Source organism: Stutzerimonas balearica DSM 6083, from assembly GCF_000818015.1.
Classification (GTDB): Bacteria; Pseudomonadota; Gammaproteobacteria; order Pseudomonadales; family Pseudomonadaceae; genus Stutzerimonas; species Stutzerimonas balearica.
The window spans coordinates 1-24198 of record NZ_CP007511.1 but is presented as its reverse complement, the minus strand read 5'-3'; the positions used below and the strand labels follow the sequence as shown (position 1 = coordinate 24198).

The window sequence follows — 24198 nt, the reverse complement described above, 5'->3', positions numbered from 1 at the left end:
CTTTATTCCATAAGTGCATCACAAACGCATATGGCCATTCTGAACATCCTTGAGTTTCCCGATCCGCGCCTGCGTACCATCGCCAAGCCGGTGGACGTGGTGGATGACGCCATCCGCCAGCTGGTCGACGACATGTTCGAGACCATGTACGACGCCCCCGGCATCGGCCTGGCGGCGACGCAGGTCAATGTGCACAAGCGCGTGGTGGTGATGGACCTGTCCGAGGACAGGAGCGAGCCGCGGGTCTTCATCAACCCCGAGTTCGAATCACTGACCGACCAGATGGACCAGTACCAGGAAGGCTGCCTTTCGGTGCCGGGCTTCTACGAGAACGTCGACCGTCCGCAGAAGGTCAAGGTCAAGGCGCTCGATCGCGACGGCCAGCCGTACGAGCTGATCGCCGAAGGGCTGCTGGCGGTGTGCATTCAGCACGAATGCGATCATCTCAACGGCAAGCTGTTCGTCGATTACCTGTCCAATCTCAAGCGCGACCGGATCAAGAAAAAGCTGGAAAAGCTGCACCGTCAGCAGGCTTGATTCTCGAACCCCGAAAGGCTTGCTCCGGCAAGCCTTTTTCTTAGCGAGTTTCCCATGCGTATCGTCTTTGCCGGCACTCCCGAATTCGCCGCCCAGCATCTCGAAGCCTTGCTGCAGGCCGGTTATCAGGTGGTGGCCGTCTACACCCAGCCGGACCGTCCGGCCGGGCGCGGCCAGAAGCTGATGCCCAGCCCCGTCAAACAGTTGGCCCTGCAGCATGGCCTCCCCGTGATGCAACCAGCGACCCTGCGCGATGCCGAGGCCCAGCACGCACTGGCTGCACTGCAGCCGGATCTGATGGTGGTCGTCGCCTATGGCCTGATCCTGCCGCAGGCCGTGCTCGATACGCCACGGTTGGGCTGCATCAACAGCCACGCCTCGCTGCTGCCGCGCTGGCGCGGTGCGGCGCCGATCCAGCGCGCGATCGAGGCCGGCGACAGCGAGAGCGGGGTCACCGTGATGCAGATGGAGGCCGGGCTAGACACCGGCCCGATGCTGCTGAAGGTCAGCACGCCGATCGGCCCGAGCGATACCGGGGGCAGCCTGCACGACCGTCTTGCCGCACTCGGCGCGCAAGCCGTCGTCGAGGCGGTCGCACGGCTGCAGGCCGGCGCCCTGCCGGGCGAGCGGCAGGACGATACGCACGCGACCTACGCACACAAGCTGAGCAAGGACGAAGCGCGCCTCGACTGGCAGCGCCCGGCCGCAGAGCTGGAGCGGCTGGTCCGGGCCTTCAATCCCTGGCCGATCTGCCACAGCAGCCTGGCCGGTGACGTGTTGAAAGTGCATGCCGCGCGGCTGGCCCCGGGGCAGGGCGAGCCCGGCCGTATCCTCGCGGTTGGCAAGGACGGCCTGACCGTTGCCTGTGGCACGGGCGCGCTGCAGCTGACTCGCCTGCAACTGCCCGGTGGCAAGCCGCTGGACTTCGCCGATCTGTACAACAGCCGCCGCGAGCAGTTCACGCCCGGCCAGGTGCTCGGCCAGTGAATCCGCGCCTGGCAGCGGCTCGCGCACTGGCTGCGGTGTTAAACGGCAAAGCCTCGCTGGGCAGCAGCCTGCCGGAGGTGCTCGACAAGGTCGATGCACGCGATCGCGGCCTGACCCAGGAGCTCGCCTTTGGCACCGCCCGCTGGCAGCCGCGCCTGGCTGGCCTGGCCGAACGGCTGTTGCAGAAGCCGTTCAAGGCCGCCGACCGCGACGTCGAGGCGCTATTGCTGGTGGGCCTCTACCAGCTGCTGCACACCCGCATCCCGCCGCACGCGGCGATCGGCGAAACGGTAGGCTGCGTCGACAAGTTGAAAAAGCCCTGGGCCAAGGGCCTGCTCAATGCCGTGCTGCGCCGTGCCCAGCGTGAAGGGCAGACGCTGCTCGGCGAGCTTGAGCGCGACCCGGTGATCCGCCTGGCGCACCCGCGCTGGTTGCAGAAAAGCCTGAAGGCGAACTGGCCCGAGCAGTGGGAAGCCATCTGCGCGGCCAACAATGCCCACCCGCCGATGACCCTGCGGGTCAACCGTCGGCAGACCGACCGCGACGGCTATCTTGCCGAGCTGCAGGCCGCTGGCATCGAAGCCTTTGCCTGCCCGTTCAGCGAAGACGGGGTTCGCCTGGCGGGCGCTCTCGACGTGCAACGCTTGCCCGGCTTCGCCGAAGGCCGCGTCAGCGTGCAGGACGAAGCGGCGCAGCTGGCCGCACGGCTGCTCGACCTCGCTCCGGGCCAGCGCGTGCTCGATGCCTGCTGCGCGCCGGGCGGCAAGACCTGCCACCTGCTCGAGCGCGAACCGGGCCTGGCCGCACTCACCGCACTGGACCTCGAGCCCCGACGCCTGGCGCGGGTCGCCGAAAACCTGCAGCGTCTGCGCCTCGAGGCCCAGCTGGTGGCCGCCGACGCGCGCGATACGGCGGCCTGGTGGGACGGCCAGCCGTTGCAGCGCATTCTGCTCGACGCGCCCTGTTCGGCGACCGGCGTGATTCGTCGGCATCCGGACATCAAGCTGACACGCAAGGCCGAAGACATCCCCGTGCTGGCCCGCCTGCAGGGCGAGATGCTCGATGCGCTCTGGCCCACGCTCGACGTTGGCGGCGTGCTGCTGTATGCCACCTGCTCGGTGATGCCGCAGGAAAACCGCGAGGTAATCGCCGGTTTCCTTGCCCGCACCCCTGGCGCCCGCGAGCTGGACCTGCCGCCCGGCTTCGGCGTACCGCAGCCGCATGGCCGCCAGCTGCTGCCGCAGCCCGACGGGCACGATGGGTTCTACTACGCCAAACTGATCAAGATCGCCGCGCAGCCGCGCAGCGCCCGGCCGCAGGCAGGGGCGGGCGAACAAGCCGTTTCGGGAGTCCTGTCTTGAAGATCATCATTCTCGGTGCCGGGCAGGTCGGCGGCACCCTGGCCGAACACCTGGCCAGCGAAGCCAACGACATCACCGTGGTCGATACCGACGGCGACCGCCTGCGCGACCTGGGCGACCGCCTCGACATCCGCACCATCCAGGGCCGTGGCTCGTTCCCCACGGTGCTGCGCCAGGCCGGCGCCGACGACGCCGACATGCTGGTGGCAGTGACCAACAGCGACGAAACCAACATGGTCGCCTGCCAGGTGGCCTACAGCCTGTTCCACACGCCGACCAAGATCGCCCGCGTGCGCGAATCGGCCTACCTGGTGCATTCCGGGCTGTTCCAGAACGAATCCATCCCGGTCGACGTGCTGATCAGCCCCGAGCAGGTGGTGACCAACTACATCAAGCGCCTGATCGAGCATCCCGGCTCCCTGCAGGTGATCGATTTCGCCGAAGGCAAGGCCCAGCTGGTCGCGGTTCGCGCCTATTACGGCGGCCCGCTGGTCGGCCAGGAGCTGCGCCAGCTGCGCCACCACATGCCCAACGTCGACACCCGGGTGGCTGCCATCTTCCGGCGCAACCACCCGATCCTGCCGCAGGGCGACACGGTCATCGAAGCCGACGACGAGGTGTTCTTCATTGCCGCGCGCGGGCACATCCGCGCCGTGATGAGCGAGATGCGCCGGCTCGACGAGAATTACAAACGCATCGTCATCGCCGGTGGCGGGCACATCGGCGAGCGGCTGGCCGAGGCCATCGAGAGCCGCTACCAGGTGAAGATCATCGAGATGAATCCGGCGCGCTGCCGCTACCTCTCGGAAACCCTGGACAGCACCATCATCCTGCAGGGCAGTGCGTCGGATCGCGACCTGCTCGAAGAAGAGAACGTCAACGAAGCGGACGTGTTCCTGGCGCTGACCAACGACGACGAAGCCAACATCATGTCGTCGCTGCTGGCCAAGCGGCTGGGCGCGCGCAAGGTGATGTGCATCATCAACAACACCGCTTACGTCGACCTGATCCAGGGCGGCGAGATCGATATCGCGATCAGCCCGCAGCTGGCTACCATCGGCACCTTGCTGACCCACGTCCGCCGCGGCGATATCGTCAGCGCGCACTCGCTGCGCCGCGGCGCCGCCGAGGCCATCGAGGTGGTGGCCCACGGCGATGCGCGTTCGAGCAAGGTGGTCGGCCGGCGCATCGGCAAGATCGCGCTGCCGCCGGGCACCACCATCGGCGCCGTGATTCGCGACGAGCAGGTGCTGATCGCCCACGATGACACCCTCATCGAGTCCGGCGACCACGTGATCCTCTTCCTCACCGACAAGCGCCACATCCGCGACGTCGAACGGCTGTTCCAGGCCGGCCTCACATTCTTCTGATCGACCGCTGCGCTGCTCGGCCCGGGTTCTCTCCGCGGGCCGGGCGCCCGGCTGGCCGCGATAGCGCGCGGCTGATGGGCCAGGTTTAATTCCTTCAATCGACGCCGGCGATTCCTGGCCTTCGATGCCGCTTCAACGATCTGGCTGATTCGAATCCATTCGTCTCAATTGGCCTCCTGATTTCACATAAGGAGCGCTTTTTTGTACCCTCCAGGCGGATCGTCGCAAACCAGCACCGCCTCCTTGCGATTATCGAAAGCTATCGACGGTGCCTGAAAAGGCACCTTTACTGACCCAGTGAGGTCTTTTCTAAGCCCGACGAAGACAGCGCCTCCTACGAAAAACGATCCGTTCGCGGGTCTCACAAGGAACAGGAGAACTTCCCATGAGGATCAGCATCATCCCGTCAAACACCCGCCGGTTACTGATCGGTTGCACCGCACTGGCGGGCATCCTGATCGGCAGCCAGACACAGGCCGATACCCTGGAAGACATCAAGCAGGACAGTTCCGTCCGCATCGGTTACGCCAATGAAACCCCGTTCGCCTACACCGCACTGGACGGCAAGGTCACTGGCGAATCACCGGAGATCGTCCGGCACATCTTCGAACGCATGGGCGTGGAAACCATCAAGCCGGTCCTGACCGAATGGGGCTCGCTGATTCCGGGCCTGCGCGCCGGCCGCTTCGATCTGATCGCCGCCGGCATGTACATCACACCCGAACGCTGCAAGCAGGTGATCTTCACCGACCCGCACTATCGTCTGCTCGACACCCTGCTGGTTGCCGAAGGCAACCCGAAGAACCTGCACAGCTACGAAGACATCGCCAACAACCCCGACGTCAAGATCGCCATCATGTCGGGCACGGTGAACCTGGGCTATGCGCGCGAGGCCGGCATCAAGGACGCGCAGATCCTCCAGGTACCCGACACCACCTCGCAGTTGCAGGCCGTGCGGACCGGCCGCGCCGATGCGGCAATCGGTACGCAGCTGACCATGCGTGGCCTGGCCGACAAGGCCGGCGACCAGGTTGAAGCCATCGACGACTTCAAGGATGACCCGGCCCGGGCCGGCTACGGCGCGCTGGCGTTCCGGCCGAAGGACAAGGCGCTGCGCGATGCCGTCAATGCCGAACTCAAGCAGTGGCTGGGCAGCGAAGAGCACCTGGCGACCGTCAAGCCCTTCGGCTTCGACCGGTCCAACCTGCCGGACAAGACGGCCGAGGAACTCTGCGCCCAGTAACGGTAGGCGGGGCCAGCGTCCCGCCCTCCCGATCTCTCGCTTCATCACGCCCTTGCCAGACGCCGCGGCGCTCGACGCCGAGGTGCGCTGGCCAAGGGCGTCGTGCGTCTGATGCCTCTACCGGATACCGGCCATGATCGACTTGCTTCCGCTACTCCTGCAGGGCGCCTGGGTGACCGTAAAGGTCACCTTCTGGGGCTCGCTGCTGGCCATTTTCTGCGCGCTGATCGGCGCCTTTGGCCGCCTGTCACCCATTGCTCCGCTACGCTGGCTGGCCATCGCCTATATCGAGGTGTTTCGCGGCTCGTCCCTGCTCGTGCAGCTGTTCTGGCTGTACTTCGTCCTGCCGATGCCGCCTTTCGAGATCGAGATGAGCGCCTTCACCGTCGCGGTGGTCGGCCTCGGCCTGAACATCGGCGCGTATGGAGCCGAGGTGCTGCGTGGGGCGATCCGTTCGGTCAACCCCGGGCAACACGAGGCCTGCCATGCGCTGAACATGACCCCGGCGACGCGCTTTCGGCGGATCATCCTGCCGCAGGCGCTGCTGGCCGCGATCCCGCCGGGCACCAACCTGCTCATCGAGCTGCTGAAAAACACCTCCCTGGTGTCGCTGATCACTCTGTCCGATCTGGCCTTCCGCGCCCGCCAGCTCGACCAGGCGACACTGATGACCCTGGAAATCTTCGGCCTGGCGCTGGTGATCTATTTCGTTCTGGCACAGCTGATCAACGCCTGCATGCGCCTGCTGTATCGGCGCCTGGCACGCGGGCAGACACGCGGAGGCCTGGCATGAACTTCTTCGACTGGAGCTTTGCCTGGCAGATCCTGCCGCGCCTGCTCGACGCCTCGCTCGCGACGCTGGGCATCGCCCTCGGCGGCTTCGCCATCGCCGTGGTGCTTGGCCTGTTCCTCGCGCTCGGCCGCCGCAGCCGGCAGCGCTGGCTGGCCTGGCCGGTCACCGGGCTGATCGAATTCATCCGCAGCACACCGCTGCTGATCCAGGTGTACTTCCTCTTCTACGTACTGCCGAACTACGGGCTGCACCTGTCGGCGCTGCAGGCCGGCATCCTCGGCATTGCGCTGCACTATGCCTGTTACACCGCCGAGGTATATCGCGCCGGCCTCGATGCCGTGCCGCGTGCGCAATGGGAAGCGGTGACCGCGCTCAACCTCTCGCCGTGGACCGCCTATCGCGACGTCATCCTGCCGCAGGCGCTGCGCCCGGTCCTGCCGGCGCTGGGCAACTACCTGATCTCGATCCTCAAGGACACACCGGTGCTGTCGGCCATCACGGTGGTGGAAATCATGCAGCGGGCCAAGAACATCGGCTCGGAGAGCTTCCGCTACCTGGAGCCGATCACGCTGGTCGGCGTGTTCTTTCTCATCCTCAGCCTGGGTCTGGCCTGGTTCGTACGCCGCCTGGAAAAACGCATGGAGCTCGCCTGATGAACGACACCCCACAAGCACCGGCCGATACTGCGGCGCAACCCATGGTGCGCTTCGCCGGCGTCACCAAGCGCTACGGTGAGCTGACCGTGCTCGACCACCTTGATCTGGAAGTCGCCGCGGGCGAGAAGGTCGCCATCATCGGTCCCAGCGGTTCGGGCAAATCAACCCTGCTACGCGTATTGATGACGCTCGAGGACATCGATGACGGCGTGATCGAAGTCGATGGCGAGCCGCTGACGCACATGCCCGGCGCGAACGGCGAGCTGGTTCGCGCCAACAGTCGATACCTGCGGCGCATGCGCGGCAAGGTGGGCATGGTGTTCCAGAGCTTCAACCTGTTTCCGCACATGGATGCGCTGCACAACGTCATGGAGGCGCCGGTTCAGGTCCTCGGCCTGTCGAAGGCCGAGGCTCGTGAACGCGCCGTGGAGTTGCTGGCCATGGTCGGCCTGGAGGACAAGCTCGAACACTTTCCGTCGCAGCTCTCCGGCGGCCAGCAGCAGCGTGTGGCGATCGCCCGCGCACTGGCGATGCGTCCCCAGGTGATGCTGTTCGACGAAGTCACCTCGGCCCTCGATCCGGAGCTCTGCGGCGAAGTGCTCAATGTGATCCGGCGGCTCGGCGAAGCGCACAACCTGACCATGCTGATGGTCACCCACCAGATGGGCTTCGCTCGCGAATTCGCCGACAGGGTGTGCTTCTTCCACCAGGGCCGCATCCACGAACAGGGCACGCCAGAAGCCCTGTTCAACGATCCGCAGGAGGAGCGCACCCGGGAATTTCTCAGCGCGGTCAACGAGGCGCACTGAACGCGTGCATGCGCCTCGCGCATGAGTGCTTGCCGATCGGGCGCTTTTCACTACAGTAAAGGCCCCGGGGTCGAATCGCAGGTGCGCCATGCTCGAATCGTTGGAAAAAATGCTCGCCCAAGGCATCGACAATCCCATGCTGCGCTTCGGCCTGGGCAAGGGCTATCTGGACGCCGAGCAACCAGCCAAGGCCGTCGAGCATCTGCGCCGCTGCGTAGAAATGAACCCGCGCTACTCGGCGGCCTGGAAACTGCTGGGCAAGGCCATGCAGGCCGCCGGTGACAGCGCCGGCGCGCGCCATGCCTGGGAGCAGGGCATCGCAGCCGCGGCGGAGCAGGGCGACAAGCAGGCCGAACGGGAAATGGCGGTGTTCCTCAAGCGCCTCGGGCGCCTGACGCCCGACTGAACGGGGCTCAGCCCTCGACGAAACGCAGCCCGGCGCCTTCGGCGTCCACCCGAGTGACAACCATCTCCAACTCAGGCGCCGGCACCGGCAGATCCTGTACCTGCCCGATGAGAATCGCGCCTGGCTCGAGCGCAGCCAGATCCGGATGACGAATGTAGACGCCCCCATCGGACAGGTCGCGGGTGTGGCCGATCAGCTCACCGAAAGATTCATGGCGGACACGGATCCGGCACTTGAGCGGGGTACGCGGGTGCTTTCGCAGGTTGTGCATGCTGAACGTCCTTGTCGATGGCCTTTGGTTCAGTACCAGCACTTCTCACCCGGCGGACGCTTCTTGAAGCGTTTCATCGTCCACATGTACTGGGCCGGATAGGCGCGCACGTATTTCTCGATCATCGCGCTCATGGCAGCGACCCCGACCGCCGGGTCGGTGCTGTACATCTCGGCCGGCGCGGCCTCGAGAACCACCTTGTAGCCCGAGCCGTCCTCCAGGCGCAAGGCATGCAGGAAAACGCCCTCGGCCTTGCCTCCGGCGAGCATGCCGGGGACGAACTTGCTGGTCAGTGCCTGGATCGCGAAGAACGGTACGAACAGGCCGCTGCCTTCGCTGGGCTCCGGGTCGGCGGGAATGCCCACCGCACCGCCGCGGCGGACTTCCTTGATCACGCTGAGGATGCCTTCCTTGGTCGACGGCGCGACACGATTGCCCAGCTGTACGCGCTGCTGCTGCAGCAGATCGTCGACCGCTTTGAGCTTCGGCGGGCGGTAGAAGATGATCGGCTTGCACTGCGCGCAATAGAAGTGGTTCAGCACCTCCCAGTTGCCCAGATGGCTGGTGATGCCGACCACGCCCTTGCCCGAGGCCAGGGCGCGCTCGAGCACCTCCAGGCCCTCGACCTGCTTGATCAGACCCAGGGTTTTTTCGGCCGGCCAGATCCAGGCACAGGCGCTCTCGGTAAAGGTCTTGCCAATGCCGTTGAGGCTCTTGCCGAGCAGGCGGTCGATGGCCGCGGCGTCATGCTCGGGAAAACACTTGGCGAGGTTGGTGCGCGCCACCTCACGCGAGCGGTTGGGCAGCTTCCACATCAGCCAGCCGATCACGGCCCCCAACCCTTGCACCAGCGGCCAGGGCAGCATTGCCACCAGGCGCAGCACGCCGACCACCAGAGCACCTTTGAATTTTTCCACGCCGAACTCCAGCCTCGAAAACGCGCCAGTTTACCCGTAGCGCCTTCAGCCGGCATATTCGCCAGCCAACTGGGCGTGCCGCTCGCAGTCGACCAGATGATCGAGGACCATGCCACAGGCCTGCATGTAGGCATAACAGATGGTCGGCCCGACAAAGCTGAAACCGGCGCGCTTGAGCGCCCGACTCATGGCTTGCGCCTCGTCGGTAACGGCCGGGACCTGATCCAGGCGCTCGAAGCGGTTGACCTTCGGCCGACCATCGACAAACGACCAGACGAAGCCCGCCGGGTCTTCCAGAGCCAGCCAGGCACGCGCATTACCGCGCGCTGCCTCGAGCTTGCGGCGGTTGCGGATGATGCCGGGGTCCTGCATCCGCTCGTCGATCTCGCCGTCGCTCATGATCGCCAGCCGCTCGGCATCGAAGCCGAACAGTACCTGCCGATAGCGTTCACGCTTGCGCAGCACGGTGATCCACGAGAGCCCCGCCTGGAAGGCCTCGAGCAGGAGAAATTCGAAAAGCAGCTGCGGGTCGCGCGTCGGCACGCCCCATTCCTCGTCGTGATAACGCACATACAGCGGGTCGTCGCCGCACCAGGCGCATCGGGGCATGCTGGGTTCCTCGCATCGGAAAAACGGCTGCCGGGCCGGGGCCGAAACAATCGCAACCAAGGGGAGGCCGCGGGTATACTTCGAGGCTTTCTGTCGAAGCCCAGCACAGGTGAAATTTTGAGCCAGACTACGCCTGCCGTGCGCACCTTCCAAGACCTGATCCTCGCCCTGCAAAGCTACTGGGCCGAGCAGGGTTGCGTGGTCCTGCAGCCCTATGACATGGAAATGGGCGCCGGTACGTTCCATACCGCCACCTTCCTGCGCGCCATCGGTCCCGAGACCTGGAACGCCGCCTACGTCCAGCCCTCGCGCCGCCCGGCCGACGGCCGCTACGGCGAGAACCCCAACCGCCTGCAGCACTACTACCAGTTCCAGGTGGTGTTGAAGCCCAACCCGGAGAACATCCAGGACCTGTACCTCGAGTCGCTGCGCCGCATCGGCGTCGACACCGCGGTACACGACGTACGTTTCGTCGAGGACAACTGGGAATCGCCGACCCTCGGCGCCTGGGGTCTGGGCTGGGAGGTGTGGCTCAACGGCATGGAAGTCACCCAGTTCACCTACTTCCAGCAGGTCGGCGGCGTCGAGTGCTACCCGGTCACCGGCGAGATCACCTACGGTCTCGAGCGCCTGGCCATGTACCTGCAAGGCGTCGACTCGGTCTACGACCTGATCTGGGCCGACGGCCCATTCGGCACCGTGACCTATGGCGACGTGTTCCACCAGAACGAGGTGGAGCAGTCGACCTACAACTTCGAACACGCCAACGTGCCGAAGCTGTTCGAACTCTTCGACTTCTACGAGAGCGAAGCCAACCGGCTGATGCAGGCCGAGCTGCCATTGCCGGCCTACGAGATGGTGGTCAAGGCCTCGCACACCTTCAACCTGCTCGATGCCCGTCGCGCCATTTCGGTCACCGCGCGCCAGCAGTACATCCTGCGCGTGCGCAGCCTGGCGCGTTCGATCGCCCAGAGCTACCTGCTGGCCCGGGCCAAACTCGGCTTCCCCATGGCCACCCCCGAACTGCGTGACGAAGTGCTGGCCAAGCTGGAGGCTGCAGAATGAGTGCACTGGATTTCCTCGTCGAACTGGGTACCGAAGAACTGCCACCGAAGGCACTAGCCAAGCTGGCCGAAGCCTTCTGCGCCGGTATCGAGAAGGGCCTGAAGGACGCCGGCCTGGACTTCGCCAAAGCGCAGGCCTACGCCGCGCCGCGCCGTCTGGCGGTGCTGGTCGAGCAGCTGGCGACCCAGCAGCCGGATCGCAGCATCAACCTCGACGGCCCGCCGCTGCAGGCCGCCTTCGACGCCGAAGGTGAGCCGACCCAAGCCGCCCTGGGTTTCGCCCGCAAGTGTGGCGTGGATCTGGCCGAGATCGATCGCAGCGGGCCGAAGCTCAAGTTCAGTCGCACCATCGAGGGCCAGCCTGCCGCCCAATTGCTGCCAGGCATCGTCGAGGCCTCGCTGAACGACCTGCCGATTCCCAAGCGCATGCGCTGGGCCGCACGCAAGGAAGAGTTCGTGCGCCCGACCCAGTGGCTGGTGATGCTGTTCGGTGAGCAGGTGATCGATTGTGAGATCCTTGCCCAGCGCGCCGGTCGCGAATCCCGCGGCCACCGCTTCCACAGCCCGGGCCAGGTGCACATTTCCAAGCCGGCGAGCTACCTGGAAGACCTGCGTGGCGCCCATGTGATCGCCGACTTCGCCGAGCGCCGCGAGCTGATCGCCAAGCGCGTCGAGCAGCTGGCTGGCGAGCAGAACGGCACGGCCATCGTGCCGCCGGCGCTGCTCGATGAAGTGACCGCGCTGGTCGAGTGGCCGGTGCCGCTGGTCTGCTCGTTCGAGGAACGCTTCCTCGAAGTGCCGCAGGAAGCGCTGATCTCGACCATGCAGGACAACCAGAAGTACTTCTGCCTGCTGGATGCCAACGGCAAGCTGCTACCGCGCTTCATCACCGTGGCCAACATCGAATCGAAGGACCCGGCACAGATCGTATCCGGCAACGAGAAGGTCGTGCGTCCGCGCCTGACCGACGCCGAGTTCTTCTTCAAGCAGGACAAGAAGCAGCCACTGGAACGCTTCAACGAACGCCTGAAGAATGTGGTGTTCCAGGCCCAGCTCGGCAGCGTGTATGACAAGGCCGAGCGCGTCTCGCGCCTGGCCGGGCTGATTGCCGAACGCACGGGTGGCGACAAGGCGCGCGCCATGCGCGCCGGCCTGCTGAGCAAGGCTGATCTGGCGACCGAGATGGTCGGCGAATTCCCCGAAATGCAAGGCATCGCCGGCTACTACTACGCGCTCAACGAGGGCGAGCCGGAAGACGTCGCCCTGGCGCTGAACGAGCAATACATGCCACGCGGTGCCGGCGGCGAGCTGCCGAGCACACTCACTGGTGCGGCCGTGGCCGTGGCGGACAAGCTCGACACCCTGGTCGGCATCTTCGGCATCGGAATGCTGCCGACCGGCTCCAAGGACCCCTACGCCCTGCGTCGTGCCGCCCTCGGCGTGCTGCGCATCCTCATCGAGAAGCGTCTGGACCTGAACCTGGTCGAGGCGGTGAATTTCGCCATCGGCCAGTTCGGTACGCAGGTGAAGAGCACCGGGCTCGCCGACCAGGTGCTGGAGTTCATCTTCGACCGTCTGCGGGCGCGTTACGAGGACGAGGGCGTCGACGTCGCCACCTACCTCTCGGTACGTGCCGTGCAGCCCGGTTCGGCCCTGGACTTCGACCAGCGCGTACAGGCCGTTCAGGCCTTCCGCACATTGCCGGAAGCCGAGGCGCTGGCCGCGGCGAACAAGCGGGTCTCGAACCTGCTCGGCAAGTTCGAGGCGAAGCTGCCCGACGCGGTCGAGCCACGCTGGTTCGACAATGCCACCGAGTTCTCGCTGTATTCGGCGCTGCAGCAGGCCGAGCAGGCGGTCCAGCCGCTGGCCGCAGCACGCCAGTACCGCGAGGCGCTGGAGCGCCTGGCGCACCTGCGCGGCCCGGTGGATGCCTTCTTCGAGGCGGTGCTGGTGAATGCCGAGGATGCCTCGGTGCGCGCCAATCGTTATGCCCTGCTGGCCCGGCTGAGAGGACTGTTCCTTGGTGTCGCCGATATTTCCGCACTTGGCTAAGCCGATGAAGCTGATCGTCCTGGATCGCGACGGAGTCATCAACGAAGACTCCGACAATTACGTGAAGTCCCCGGACGAGTGGGTGCCGATTCCGGGCTCGCTGGAGGCGATTGCCCGCCTGTGCAAGGCCGGCTGGACGGTGGCAGTGGCCACCAACCAGTCGGGCGTCGCCCGGGGCAAGTTCGATCTCAGCACGCTGGGCGACATGCACCTGAAGATGCAGCAGCTGGCGATGGAGGCGGGCGGACGCATCGATCTCATCGTGCATTGCCCGCACGGCCCCGACGATGGCTGCGATTGCCGTAAGCCGCTGCCGGGGTTGTTTCGGCGCATCGCCGAACATTACGGCCTGACTGACCTGGTCGGGGTGCCGGTGGTCGGCGACAGCCACCGCGACCTGCATGCCGGCCTGGTGCTGGGCGGCACGCCCTATCTGGTCCGGACCGGAAAGGGCCTGCGTACGCTGCAAGGCCCGCTGCCGCCGGGCACCCAGGTCTTCGATGACCTGGCCGCCGTCGTCGACCATCTGCTCGGAACCTCTCGATGAGCGCCCTGTATCCCTTTCGCATCGTCCTGTTCTACACGCTGCTGGCACTGAGCGCCTTCGTCTGGTGCCTGATCAGCGTGGTGTGTGCGCCGCTGATGTCGTTCCGTGGGCGCTATCGTTTCGTGGTACGCGCCTGGTGTCGCTGCGCCGTCTGGCTCGCGCGCACGCTCCTCGACATCCGCTATGAGGTGCGCGGCGCCGAGCACGTCCCGCAACGCCCTTGCGTGATCCTGGCGAAGCATCAAAGCACCTGGGAGACCTTCTTTCTCTCGGCCTACTTCGAACCCTTGACCCAGGTCCTCAAGCGCGAGCTGCTGCGCGTGCCGTTCTTTGGTTGGGCGATGATGCTGCTCAAGCCCATCGCCATCGATCGCGACAACCCCAAGGCCGCTCTGCGCCAGGTGGCCAAGCAGGGCCAGGAGCGGTTAGAGCAGGGCATCTGGGTGCTGATCTTTCCTGAGGGCACCCGCGTCCCGGTCGGGCAACCCGGGAAGTTCTCGCGCGGAGGCACCGCCCTGGCAGTCAATGCCGGCCTGCCAGTACTGCCCATCGCGCATAATGCCGGCGTCTTCTGGCCTCGCAGCGGCTGGCACAAGCACCCAGGTACCATCGAGGTCGTCATCGGCCCGGCGATGCACGCCGAGGGCGAGGGCCCACGCGCGATCGCCGAACTCAACCAGCGCGCCGAAGACTGGATCAACGCCCAGGTAACCGAGCTAGAGGCTCGTCCCCGCTTTCATCACTGACCGCCGCGCGCCGTCTCCCAAGGCCCTGCAATGCATATCACCAATGAAGAACTGGCCGGCGAGTGGCAGCGGCTGACCGCTGCCTATGCGCCTGCTGCTGCCGACGCGCTCCGCCAGCTGGCCGAGCAGGAGAGCGCCGAGCTGGCGCGCTACTTCTATGCGCAGATGCTCGCCGACCCGCAATCGGCCATGTTTCTCAGCCACGACCAGGTCAAGACGCGGCTGAGCGCCTCGATGCAGCGCTGGGTCTGCAACGTGTTCCGCGCGCCGGACGAGCCCCGCTTCATCGAAGTGATCGAGCAACAGCGCAAGGTTGGCGAGATCCATGCGCGTATCGAGATTCCGGTCAGCCTGGTGCTGCGCGGTGCACGCGCGCTCAAGCACCGCCTGCGCGAGCTGCTGGAAGAGCAGGGCCTCGACGAGCCGCTGCGACGCCAGGCGGCCCGACTCGGCGCTGACATCATCGATCTGGCAATCGAGATCATGTGCTTTGCCTTTTCCCAGTCGCACGATCGCAATTCCCGCGCGGAAGAGGCGTACCGGCTGTTCTCCGTGTCGCAGAACATCGGCGCGGAAAAAGAGCGCCAGCGCGCCGCGCTGCTGGACTGGGAAAACCAGCTGATGTTCGACTTCGCGATCGGCAATACCGCGACCGGCCTGCCGCAGCTGGCCAGCTCCGAATTCGGCCTGTGGTTCCGCCACAAGGCATCGCATGCCTTCCAAGGGTCACCGGAAAGCGCCAGCATCCTCGGCTACATCGACAGCATCGACCGGACGCTCGGCGAACTCTGCGAAGCGCCGCCGAGTGCCGAGCGCGGTGATCTCGGCCTGTTGCACCAGGTCCGCGAACAGACCCGCGCGATCAAGTTCCTGCTCGACAGCCTGTTCGAGCAGGCCAACGATCTGGAGGCCGGGCGAGACGTGCTCACCCGTCTGCTCAACCGCAAGTTTCTGCCGGTCGTGCTGTCGAAGGAGGTGCTCTACAGCCGCCAGTCCGGCAGCACCTTCGGTGTGCTGGTGATCGACGTCGACCACTTCAAGCAGGTCAACGACCGCTATGGCCACGATGGCGGCGACCAGGTCCTGCAGCAGGTCGCCACACTGCTGGCGAGCAACTCGCGTGGCGGCGACTACGCATTCCGTCTCGGCGGTGAAGAGTTCCTCATGGTGCTGGTGGATATCGATGCCAGCAAGGCGCTGCAGATCGCCGAGAAGCTGCGCAAGCGCATCGCCAGCGAAACGCTGCGCCTGCAGAAGGGGGGTGAACTGCAGGTGACCGTAAGTATTGGCATGGCCGTGCACGACGGCCATCCCGACTACGAGCGGCTGCTCAAGCGGGCCGACGAGGCGCTGTACCAGGCTAAGCATGAGGGCCGTAACCGCTGCGTGGTACACAGCAGCGTCAGCTGAGCCATCGGCCGCGTCAGCTGGTCAGGCAAAAAAGGGAGCAGCCTTGCGGTCCGCTCCCTTTTTTCATGCCGCTTTCGCGCCTCAGATCACCGGGGCACTGCTGCGGATCAGGTGGTCGAAGGCCGACAGCGAGGCCTTGGCGCCTTCGCCGAGGGCGATGACGATCTGCTTGTAGGGCACCGTGGTCACGTCACCGGCGGCGAACACGCCGGGGATGTTGGTCTGGCCCTTGGCGTCGACCTCGATCTCGCCGAAGCGCGACAGGTTGACCGTGCCCTTGAGCCAGTCGCTGTTGGGCAGCAGGCCGATCTGCACGAAGATGCCTTCGAGCTCGAGGTCCTGGACCTCGTCGCTGTGGCGGTCCTTGTAGACCAGCCCGGTGACCTTCTGCCCGTCGCCCTTGACCTCGGTGGTCTGCGCCATGGTCAGGATGGTCACGTTCGGCAGGCTCTGCAGCTTGCGCTGCAGCACCGCGTCGGCCCGCAGGCTCTCGCCGAACTCCAGCAGGGTGACGTGGGCGACGATGCCGGCCAGGTCGATCGCCGCCTCGACGCCAGAGTTGCCGCCGCCGATCACCGCCACGCGCTTGCCCTTGAACAGCGGGCCATCGCAGTGCGGGCAGTAGGCGACGCCGCGGCCGCGGTATTCCTGCTCGCCGGGCACGTTCATCTCGCGCCAGCGCGCCCCGGTGGCGAGGATCAGGGTCTTGGCCTTGAGCTCGCCGCCGTTGTCGAACCGCACGGTGTGCAGGCCGTCGTCGCCCGCCGGGATCAGCTGGCTGGCACGCTGCAGGTTCATCACGTCGACCTCGTACTCGCGCACGTGTTCTTCGAGCGCGCAGGCCAGTTTCGGGCCTTCGGTTTCCTTCACCGAGATGAAGTTCTCGATGGCCATGGTGTCCAGCGCCTGGCCGCCGAAGCGCTCGGCGGCGACGCCGGTGCGGATGCCCTTGCGCGCGGCGTAGATCGCCGCCGCAGCGCCGGCCGGGCCGCCACCGATGACGAGCACGTCGAAGGCACTCTTGGCCTTGAGCTTCTCGGCATCACGCGCACCGGCGCCGGTGTCGAGCTTGGCGAGGATCTCCTCGACGCCCATGCGGCCCTGGCCGAAGGGTTCGCCGTTGAGGTAGAGGCTCGGCACCGACATGATCTGCCGCGCTTCGACCTCATCCTGGAACAGCGCGCCGTCGATGGCCACGTGGTGGATGTTGGGGTTGAGCACGGCCATCAGGTTCAGCGCCTGGACCACGTCCGGGCAGTTCTGGCAGGACAGCGAGAAGTAGGTTTCGAAGCGGTATTCGCCCTCGAGCGCCTGGATCTGCTCGATCAGCTCTGGCGCCAGCTTCGACGGATGGCCGCCAACCTGCAGCAGCGCGAGCACCAGCGAGGTGAACTCATGGCCCATGGGCAGGCCGGCGAAACGCAGGTCGATCTCGCGGTCGTGGCGCACCAGGGCAAACGACGGCCGGCGCGCATCGTTGCCGGCGGTGTTCAGGCTGATCTTGTCGCTCAGGCCGTTGATGTCGTTCAGCAGCGCGAGCATTTCCTCGGACTTGGCGCTGTCGTCCAGCGAAGCGACGATCTCGAACGGCTGGGTGACCTTTTCCAGGTAGGCCTTCAGTTGGGTCTTGAGATTGCTATCGAGCATGCGGTTTCCCCTGTCAGATGTGCCTGGCCGAGCGGCCTGTAAACATTGACGCTCAAGTTACCCGCCCCTCAGGCTCAGCGGAAATTGATTGAGGCATTCGCCTCGATTGAGCGAGCCTATAAACAAAGACACCCTGCCAGGGCAGGGTGTCTTTAGACCGCAGAGCAGCGCGTCGCGGACGGATCAGAAATCCAGATTGGAGACCGCCAGTGCATTGGACTCGATGAAGTCCCGACGTGGCTCGACCGCGTCTCCCATCAGCGTGTTGAAGATCTGGTCTGCCGCAATCGCGTCCTCGATGGTCACCTTCAGCATGCGACGCACTGCCGGGTCCATCGTGGTTTCCCAGAGCTGATCCGGATTCATCTCGCCGAGTCCCTTGTAGCGCTGAACGCTATGACGGCGGGTGCCTTCGTTCATCAGCCAGTCGAGCGCCTCCTTGAACGACGCAACGGGCTTCTTGCGCTCGCCACGCTGAACATAGGCTCCATCCTCCAGGAGGCTGTTGAGCTTTTCTCCAAGCGTGGTCATCGACCGGTAGTCATTGCTCGCAAAGAAGTCCCGATTGAAGGTGACGAAGCTCGACAGGCCGTGCGAGGTGATCTCGACCTCTGGCAGCCACAGATGGCGTTCCTTGTCCTCGTGCAGGCGCACCTGGTAGGTCAGCCCGGATCGCTCGATGTCCTTGAGTTTCAACGCATAGCCTTCCAACCAGCGCTGCATTGCCCCCTGGTCGGCGAGTTGTTCCGCCGTGACACGCGACAGATAGATGAAGTGCTCGGTCAGCTCCTGCGGGTAGATCCGGGAGAGACGCTTGAGCGTCTTCATCACGTTGCGGTATTCCTGCACCAGGCGCTCCAGCGCTTCGCCAGAGAGGCCCGGCGCATCCTCGTTGACGTGCACGCTCGCATCTTCCAGGGCCGACTGAGTGAGGTATTCCTCCATCGCCTCGTCGTCCTTGATGTACTGCTCGTGCTTGCCGCGCTTGACCTTGTACAGCGGCGGTTGGGCGATATAAATGTAGCCACGCTCGATCAGCTCGGGCAGCTGGCGGAAGAAGAACGTCAGCAACAGCGTACGGATGTGAGAGCCGTCGACGTCAGCGTCGGTCATGATGATGATGTTGTGATAACGCAGCTTGTCGATGTTGTACTCTTCACGCCCGATGCCGCAGCCCAGCGCGGTGATCAGCGTGCCGACCTCGGCGGAGGAGAGCATCTTGTCGAAGCGTGCCTTCTCGACGTTGAGAATCTTGCCCTTGAGCGGAAGGATCGCCTGCGTCTTGCGGTTGCGGCCCTGCTTGGCCGAGCCACCCGCGGAATCACCCTCCACGATGTAAAGTTCGGAAAGGGCAGGGTCCTTTTCCTGGCAGTCGGCCAGCTTGCCCGGCAGGCCGGCGATATCCAGCGCCCCCTTACGACGCGTCATCTCGCGCGCCTTTCGAGCGGCTTCACGAGCACGCGCGGCGTCGATCATCTTGCCGACCACGGCCTTGGCTTCGTTCGGATGCTCCAGCAGGAAATCGGCGAAATGCTTGCCCATTTCCTGCTCGACGGCGGTTTTGACTTCACTGGATACCAGCTTGTCCTTTGTCTGCGAACTGAACTTGGGATCCGGCACCTTCACCGAAATGATCGCCGTCAGGCCTTCACGCGCATCGTCACCGGTGGTAGCGACCTTGTGCTTCTTGGCCAGGCCCTCCTGCTCGATGTAGTTGTTCAGGTTGCGGGTCAGCGCCGAGCGGAACCCTGCCAGGTGGGTACCACCGTCGCGCTGCGGAATGTTGTTGGTGAAGCAGAGGATGTTCTCATTGAAGCTGTCGTTCCACTGCAGCGCGATTTCGACGCCGACCCCATCCTCTTCACGCTGGACGTTGAAGTGGAAGACCTGGTTGATCGCCGACTTGTTGGTGTTCAGGTAGGAAACGAACGCGCTGAGGCCACCTTCGTACTTGAACAGCTCTTCCTTGGCCGTACGCTCATCACGCAGCAGGATGCCGACCCCCGAATTGAGGAAAGACAGCTCGCGCAGCCGCTTGGCAAGAATGTCCCAGCTGAAATGAATGTTCTTGAAGGTTTCCGCCGAGGGCTTGAAATGGATCTCGGTACCGGTGCCTTCGGTCTCGCCCATGGCGGTCAGCGGAGCCTGGGGTACGCCATGACGATAGATCTGTTCCCAAACCTTGCCTTCACGACGGATGGTAAGGATCAGCTCCTCGGAAAGGGCATTGACTACCGAGACGCCTACGCCGTGCAAGCCGCCGGAAACCTTGTAGGAGTTGTCATCGAATTTGCCGCCGGCATGCAGCACAGTCATGATCACTTCGGCAGCGGAAACGCCTTCTTCCTTGTGGATATCTACCGGAATTCCGCGGCCGTTGTCGCGCACCGTGATCGATTCGTCTGCATGAATGGTGATCGAGATCTCGCTGCAATACCCCGCCAGCGCTTCGTCGATCGAATTGTCGACCACCTCGAAGACCATGTGGTGCAGACCAGTACCGTCATCGGTGTCGCCTATATACATGCCAGGACGCTTACGCACGGCATCCAGTCCCTTGAGCACCTTGATGCTGGACGAATCGTACGCGTGGTTTTCGCTCATGCCTTCACTCCCGAGGGGTCCGTGGCTGGGGCAATGTCCCCATGTTCCACGTGAAACATTGAGACTGGCGTCTGCTCACGCCAGACTGCTTGCAATACCGTTGAATCGACGCAGGTAATGAAAACCTGACATTCCAGTTGCTCGAGCAACTGGCAAAGCGCTCGTCGATGATGCTCGTCGAGCTCCGAAGGCAGGTCGTCCACTAGATAGACGCACTGACTTCGCTTGGCCTCGTCGAGAAGCCGTCCCTGCGCTATGCGCAAGGCAGCGACCACCAGCTTCTGCTGACCGCGCGAAAGGACCTCAACCGCGTTGTGGCCGGCGATACGAATGCGCAAGTCAGCTCTTTGCGGGCCCGACTGCGTATGCCCCAGTAGCCGATCGCGTTCGAACGAGCCGTCGAGAACCTGGGCAAGCGACCTGTCCTTGTCCCACCCCCGGTAGTAGCTCAACTGGAGGGAGTCCAAGCGAATCAGCTGGGCCAAGACCTCTTCGAAAACCGGTTTCAGCGCTTGAATATAACTGCGGCGATACTCGTCGATCTCTTCGCTGGCCGCGACCAACTCGTGGTCCCACGCGGCGCGCAAAGCACCGTCAAGTGTACCATGCCGCAGCCAGGAGTTTCGTTGCCGAAGCGCCTGCTGTAGCCGCTGCCAGGCCTTGATGAAGCGAGGTTCCACGTGGAACACGCCCCAATCAAGAAACTGGCGCCGCAGCTTGGGGGCACCCTCCAGAAGCCGGAAGCTATCAGGATTGATCAGCTGGAGCGGCAACGCAGCGGCCAGCTCCGCGGCGCTGCGGACGCTCTCGCCGTCGATGCGGATTCTCGCCTCGCCACCCGAGCGCTCACGGGACACACCGACCGACCGTACGCCACCATCGTCGCGGCGAATCTCGCCGAAAACGGTGCAGCTGTCGGATTCATGCGTAATGACCGGCGCCAGCTTCTGGCTACGAAAGGATCGACCCAGGCCGAGCAAGTGCACCGCCTCGAGGAGGCTGGTCTTGCCGCTGCCGTTTTCGCCGAAGAGAAGGTTGATGCGAGGGGAAGGAAACAGCGTCACCGGTTGCAGATTGCGCACACCGGTGACGGCAATACGACTTAGCGACATTCAGCGAAGCAGCTACAGACGCATGGGCATGACGACATAAGCCGAGTCATCGTTGTCTGCCTCTTGCACCAGCGCACTGCTGTTGGAATCCGACAGCGTCATCCGGACCTGATCGGCGGTCATCACGCCGAGCACATCCAGCAAGTAGCTGACGTTGAAGCCGATCTCGAGTGCCGCGCCGGAGTAATCGACCACCACTTCCTCTTCAGCCTCTTCCTGCTCCGGGTTGTTCGCCTGAATCTTCAGCAGGCCACTCTCGAGCTGCAGGCGAATGCCGCGGTACTTTTCGTTGGAGAGGATGGCCGTGCGGCTGAACGCCTCGCGCAGGGTCTGCCGGTCACCAATCACCAGCTTGTCGCCACCGCGTGGCAGCACGCGCTCGTAATCAGGAAACTTGCCGTCGACAAGCTTGGAGGTAAAGGTGAACTCGCCAGTGGTGGCACGGATATGGTGCTGACCGAGCACTACGTTGACCTGCGCGTCCTGATCGGTCAGCAAACGTGCCAACTCCAGGATGCCCTTGCGCGGCACGATCACCTGGTGGCGATCGGCCTGCTCGATGCCCGCTTGCATGGAACACATCGCCAGGCGATGACCATCGGTGGCAACCGCGCGAAGCATGCCGTTCGACACCTCGATCAGCATGCCGTTGAGGTAATAACGCACATCCTGCTGAGCCATGGCGAAACCACTGCGCTCGATCAGCCGGCGCAACTTGCCCTGCTCCACGCTGAAATTCAGCGACCCGGGGCCTTCCTCGACGGTGGGGAAATCCGACGCCGGCAGGGTGGAAAGGGTAAAACGGCTGCGCCCCGACTTGATCAGTGCCTTTTGTTCGTCCAGGCGTACGTCGATCAATGCGTCAGCAGGCAGGCTCTTGCAGATATCCATGAGTTTGCGGGCCGGAACCGTAATCTCCCCTGGCTCGGCTGCATCTTCGAGCGCGACGCGTCCGACCAGTTCGACTTCCAGGTCTGTCCCGGTAAGCGACAGTTGCTGTCCCTCGACCACCAGCAGGACATTGGAAAGCACCGGCAGCGTCTGACGGCGTTCGACGACGCCAGCGACCAGCTGCAGAGGTTTCAACAGGGCTTCGCGCGAAATGGTGAAATGCATGAGGTCTGATCCCTTGCCTGGTGATGTCAGGTGGTCAATGTACGCAGCAAATTCTTGTAGTCTTCCCGAATATCGGCATCTAATTCCCGAAGTTCGGCGATTTTACGACAGGCATGCAACACGGTGGTGTGATCCCGCCCACCGAACGCATCGCCGATCTCCGGCAGGCTGTGATTGGTCAGTTCCTTGGCCATGGCCATGGCCACCTGCCGCGGACGGGCAACCGAACGCGAACGACGCTTGGACAGCAAATCGGAAATCTTGATCTTGTAGTACTCGGCCACCGTGCGCTGGATATTGTCGACGCTGACCAGCTTGTCCTGCAACGCCAGCAGATCCTTGAGCGACTCGCGGATCAGTTCGATCGTGATATCACGGCCCATGAAATGCGCATGCGCGATGACCCGTTTCAAAGCGCCCTCGAGTTCGCGCACGTTCGAGCGTATCCGCTGCGCAATGAAGAAGGCCGCATCGTGTGGCAGCTCGACCTTTGCCTGATCGGCCTTCTTCATCAGGATCGCGACTCGTGTCTCCAGCTCCGGCGGTTCGACCGCTACGGTCAGCCCCCAGCCGAAGCGAGACTTCAGACGCTCCTCCAGACCGTCGATTTCCTTTGGATAGCGGTCGCTGGTGAGAATCACCTGCTGGCCGCCTTCTAGCAGGGCATTGAAGGTATGGAAGAACTCTTCCTGGGAGCGTTCCTTCTTGGCAAAGAACTGGATGTCGTCGATCAACAATGCATCAACCGACCGATAGAAACGCTTGAACTCGTTGATCGCATTGAGCTGCAACGCCTTGACCATATCCGCGACGAAACGCTCCGAATGTAGATAGACCACCTTCGCGTTGGGATTCTTCTTCAGCAGATGGTTGCCTACGGCATGCATCAGGTGCGTCTTGCCGAGACCGACGCCACCATAGAGGAAGAGCGGGTTGTAGCCATGCTTCGGGTTGTCGGCGACCTGCCAGGCTGCGGCGCGCGCGAGCTGGTTGGATTTGCCTTCTACGAAATTCTCGAAGGTAAAGGTCCGATTGAGGTAACTGGTGTGTTTCAACCCGCCTTCGACTTGAACCGTACGCTCCGTCGCGACCGGAGCCGGCTCGACTGCGGGCGCCTGGCTGACTTTTACCTGTTCGGCCTGCACGCGCACTGGCTGGCTGGGCTCGCTGGCCGTCGCCACCGTCTGTTGCGCCCGCGCAGCGGACGCCGAAGGCAGCGCCGAGGACGAAGTGCGCTTGCTGCCAATCAGAAGGGAAAGCTGTGGAACGATGCCGGTGGCGCGCTCGCCAAGCAGCTCGAGCAGCCGCGTCAGATACTTCTCGTTGACCCAGTCGAGCACGAAACGATTGGGCGCATAGACGCGCAACTCGTCGCCCTGAGCTTCGACCTGCAGCGGACGTATCCAGGTATTGAACTGCTGAGCAGGCAGCTCATCGCGCAAAAGCTCGACACATTGCTGCCATAGTTCTACCGACACGAACCACCTCGATCATCTGACGCAAGAAAGCGTGGATTGTACTCGCCACGCCTACTGTTATCCACAATGCGCCAGACAAAGTCCGAACCTTCCATCCAACGATGCCCCAGGGAGATCTGTGGATAAAGCCGCCTTAGCGTTGTGTGTTAGCGGTAGGAAATGCGCCTGCATAACCTGGGCTGTGCACAAATGCCTACTCCATCCACAGCTCCCGCAACGGGTGTGCAACGGAAACAAACCAGATCTGCACAAGGTTACGTTTCGCGGTAAGCCTTGCGGCGCCAGGCCTCGCAGTGGTTATCCACAGCGATACGCCACGCTATACATAAACACAGCTTCTAGAAAACCTTATCTTTCTTCTCTTCTTCTATTCCTGACCCCAGCTCAGCCCGGTGGCTCTCGACGTGCCGGTTGGAAATTGACCTGCACCCTTGGCTTCTCTACAATCGCCGGTCTCTTAAAA

Annotated in this window: 22 protein-coding genes; 14 read left to right on the top strand and 8 right to left on the bottom strand. The window is 63.9% G+C overall.

The window, feature by feature from the left end; translation table 11 throughout:
- Positions 1-30: 30 nt before the first annotated feature.
- The 9 genes from def to CL52_RS00070 all read left to right on the top strand — a co-directional run bounded on the left by def (position 31) and on the right by CL52_RS00070 (position 8162).
- Positions 31-537, top strand: coding sequence for a peptide deformylase (def, locus tag CL52_RS00110; RefSeq protein ID WP_041110386.1), 507 nt, complete (start codon positions 31-33; stop codon positions 535-537).
- 54 nt (positions 538-591) lie between these two features.
- On the top strand, positions 592-1524 hold the full coding sequence (fmt, locus tag CL52_RS00105) for a methionyl-tRNA formyltransferase (RefSeq protein WP_043217699.1): 933 nt from the start codon (positions 592-594) through the stop codon (positions 1522-1524).
- A complete protein-coding gene (gene rsmB / locus CL52_RS00100) occupies positions 1521-2885 on the top strand; it encodes a 16S rRNA (cytosine(967)-C(5))-methyltransferase RsmB (RefSeq protein WP_043217698.1) in 1365 nt (454 codons plus the stop codon). The genes fmt and rsmB overlap by 4 nt, the downstream gene beginning before the upstream one ends.
- On the top strand, positions 2882-4255 hold the full coding sequence (gene trkA, locus CL52_RS00095) for a Trk system potassium transporter TrkA (protein ID WP_041110380.1): 1374 nt from the start codon (positions 2882-2884) through the stop codon (positions 4253-4255). Before rsmB ends, trkA begins: the two co-directional genes overlap by 4 nt.
- Before the next feature lie 385 nt (positions 4256-4640).
- Positions 4641-5498: an ectoine/hydroxyectoine ABC transporter substrate-binding protein EhuB gene (ehuB, locus tag CL52_RS00090; protein ID WP_041110378.1), complete on the top strand. Its 858-nt coding sequence runs from the start codon at positions 4641-4643 to the stop codon at positions 5496-5498.
- Positions 5499-5631: 133 nt separating this feature from the next.
- Complete coding sequence (ehuC, locus tag CL52_RS00085) at positions 5632-6291, top strand: ectoine/hydroxyectoine ABC transporter permease subunit EhuC (protein WP_043217696.1); 660 nt, start codon at positions 5632-5634, stop codon at positions 6289-6291.
- Entirely contained in the window at positions 6288-6944 is a 657-nt protein-coding gene (gene ehuD / locus CL52_RS00080; RefSeq protein ID WP_041110374.1) for an ectoine/hydroxyectoine ABC transporter permease subunit EhuD, read from the top strand. Before ehuC ends, ehuD begins: the two co-directional genes overlap by 4 nt.
- On the top strand, positions 6944-7756 hold the full coding sequence (gene ehuA / locus CL52_RS00075) for an ectoine/hydroxyectoine ABC transporter ATP-binding protein EhuA (protein WP_041110373.1): 813 nt from the start codon (positions 6944-6946) through the stop codon (positions 7754-7756). The genes ehuD and ehuA overlap by 1 nt, the downstream gene beginning before the upstream one ends.
- Before the next feature lie 88 nt (positions 7757-7844).
- Complete coding sequence (locus CL52_RS00070) at positions 7845-8162, top strand: tetratricopeptide repeat protein (RefSeq protein WP_041110371.1); 318 nt, start codon at positions 7845-7847, stop codon at positions 8160-8162.
- 7 nt (positions 8163-8169) lie between these two features.
- Here CL52_RS00070 and CL52_RS00065 read toward each other — a convergent pair whose 3' ends face one another.
- From CL52_RS00065 to CL52_RS00055, 3 genes are read right to left on the bottom strand one after another with little or no spacing between them, the layout of a single operon-like run.
- Positions 8170-8433, bottom strand: coding sequence for a PilZ domain-containing protein (locus CL52_RS00065; protein ID WP_041110369.1), 264 nt, complete (start codon positions 8431-8433; stop codon positions 8170-8172).
- A 29-nt stretch (positions 8434-8462) separates the two neighbouring features.
- The gene (locus tag CL52_RS00060; protein ID WP_043217695.1) at positions 8463-9350 is read right to left on the bottom strand and encodes a lysophospholipid acyltransferase; all 888 of its coding nucleotides are present in this window, start codon (positions 9348-9350) and stop codon (positions 8463-8465) included.
- A 45-nt stretch (positions 9351-9395) separates the two neighbouring features.
- Positions 9396-9959 (bottom strand): DNA-3-methyladenine glycosylase I, encoded by a 564-nt coding sequence (locus CL52_RS00055; protein ID WP_041110366.1) that lies wholly within the window; start codon positions 9957-9959, stop codon positions 9396-9398.
- A 117-nt stretch (positions 9960-10076) separates the two neighbouring features.
- Here CL52_RS00055 and glyQ point away from each other — a divergent pair, with 117 nt between their 5' ends.
- Genes glyQ through CL52_RS00030 form a run of 5 tightly spaced genes read left to right on the top strand, consistent with a single transcriptional unit; the run spans position 10077 to position 15778 of the window.
- Positions 10077-11024 carry a glycine--tRNA ligase subunit alpha gene (glyQ, locus tag CL52_RS00050; RefSeq protein ID WP_043217693.1) on the top strand — a complete coding sequence of 316 codons (948 nt, stop codon included), beginning with the start codon at positions 10077-10079 and terminating at the stop codon, positions 11022-11024.
- Positions 11021-13075 (top strand): glycine--tRNA ligase subunit beta, encoded by a 2055-nt coding sequence (glyS, locus tag CL52_RS00045; protein WP_043217692.1) that lies wholly within the window; start codon positions 11021-11023, stop codon positions 13073-13075. Before glyQ ends, glyS begins: the two co-directional genes overlap by 4 nt.
- A gap of 4 nt (positions 13076-13079) precedes the next feature.
- Positions 13080-13622, top strand: a complete 543-nt coding sequence (gene gmhB / locus CL52_RS00040; RefSeq protein WP_041110363.1) for a D-glycero-beta-D-manno-heptose 1,7-bisphosphate 7-phosphatase — start codon at positions 13080-13082, stop codon at positions 13620-13622.
- Complete coding sequence (locus tag CL52_RS00035) at positions 13619-14368, top strand: lysophospholipid acyltransferase family protein (RefSeq protein WP_041110362.1); 750 nt, start codon at positions 13619-13621, stop codon at positions 14366-14368. Before gmhB ends, CL52_RS00035 begins: the two co-directional genes overlap by 4 nt.
- A gap of 30 nt (positions 14369-14398) precedes the next feature.
- Positions 14399-15778, top strand: coding sequence for a diguanylate cyclase (locus CL52_RS00030; protein ID WP_041110361.1), 1380 nt, complete (start codon positions 14399-14401; stop codon positions 15776-15778).
- An 81-nt stretch (positions 15779-15859) separates the two neighbouring features.
- Here CL52_RS00030 and ahpF read toward each other — a convergent pair whose 3' ends face one another.
- The 5 genes from ahpF to dnaA form a co-directional block, all read right to left on the bottom strand.
- Positions 15860-17425, bottom strand: a complete 1566-nt coding sequence (gene ahpF / locus CL52_RS00025) for an alkyl hydroperoxide reductase subunit F (RefSeq protein ID WP_043217691.1) — start codon at positions 17423-17425, stop codon at positions 15860-15862.
- Between the two features lie 183 nt (positions 17426-17608).
- Complete coding sequence (gyrB, locus tag CL52_RS00020) at positions 17609-20029, bottom strand: DNA topoisomerase (ATP-hydrolyzing) subunit B (RefSeq protein ID WP_041110359.1); 2421 nt, start codon at positions 20027-20029, stop codon at positions 17609-17611.
- Entirely contained in the window at positions 20026-21141 is a 1116-nt protein-coding gene (gene recF, locus CL52_RS00015; RefSeq protein ID WP_041110358.1) for a DNA replication/repair protein RecF, read from the bottom strand. Before recF ends, gyrB begins: the two co-directional genes overlap by 4 nt.
- Before the next feature lie 12 nt (positions 21142-21153).
- Positions 21154-22257 (bottom strand): DNA polymerase III subunit beta, encoded by a 1104-nt coding sequence (gene dnaN / locus CL52_RS00010; RefSeq protein ID WP_041110357.1) that lies wholly within the window; start codon positions 22255-22257, stop codon positions 21154-21156.
- A 26-nt stretch (positions 22258-22283) separates the two neighbouring features.
- Positions 22284-23735, bottom strand: a complete 1452-nt coding sequence (dnaA, locus tag CL52_RS00005) for a chromosomal replication initiator protein DnaA (RefSeq protein ID WP_041110356.1) — start codon at positions 23733-23735, stop codon at positions 22284-22286.
- Positions 23736-24198 lie beyond the last annotated feature (463 nt).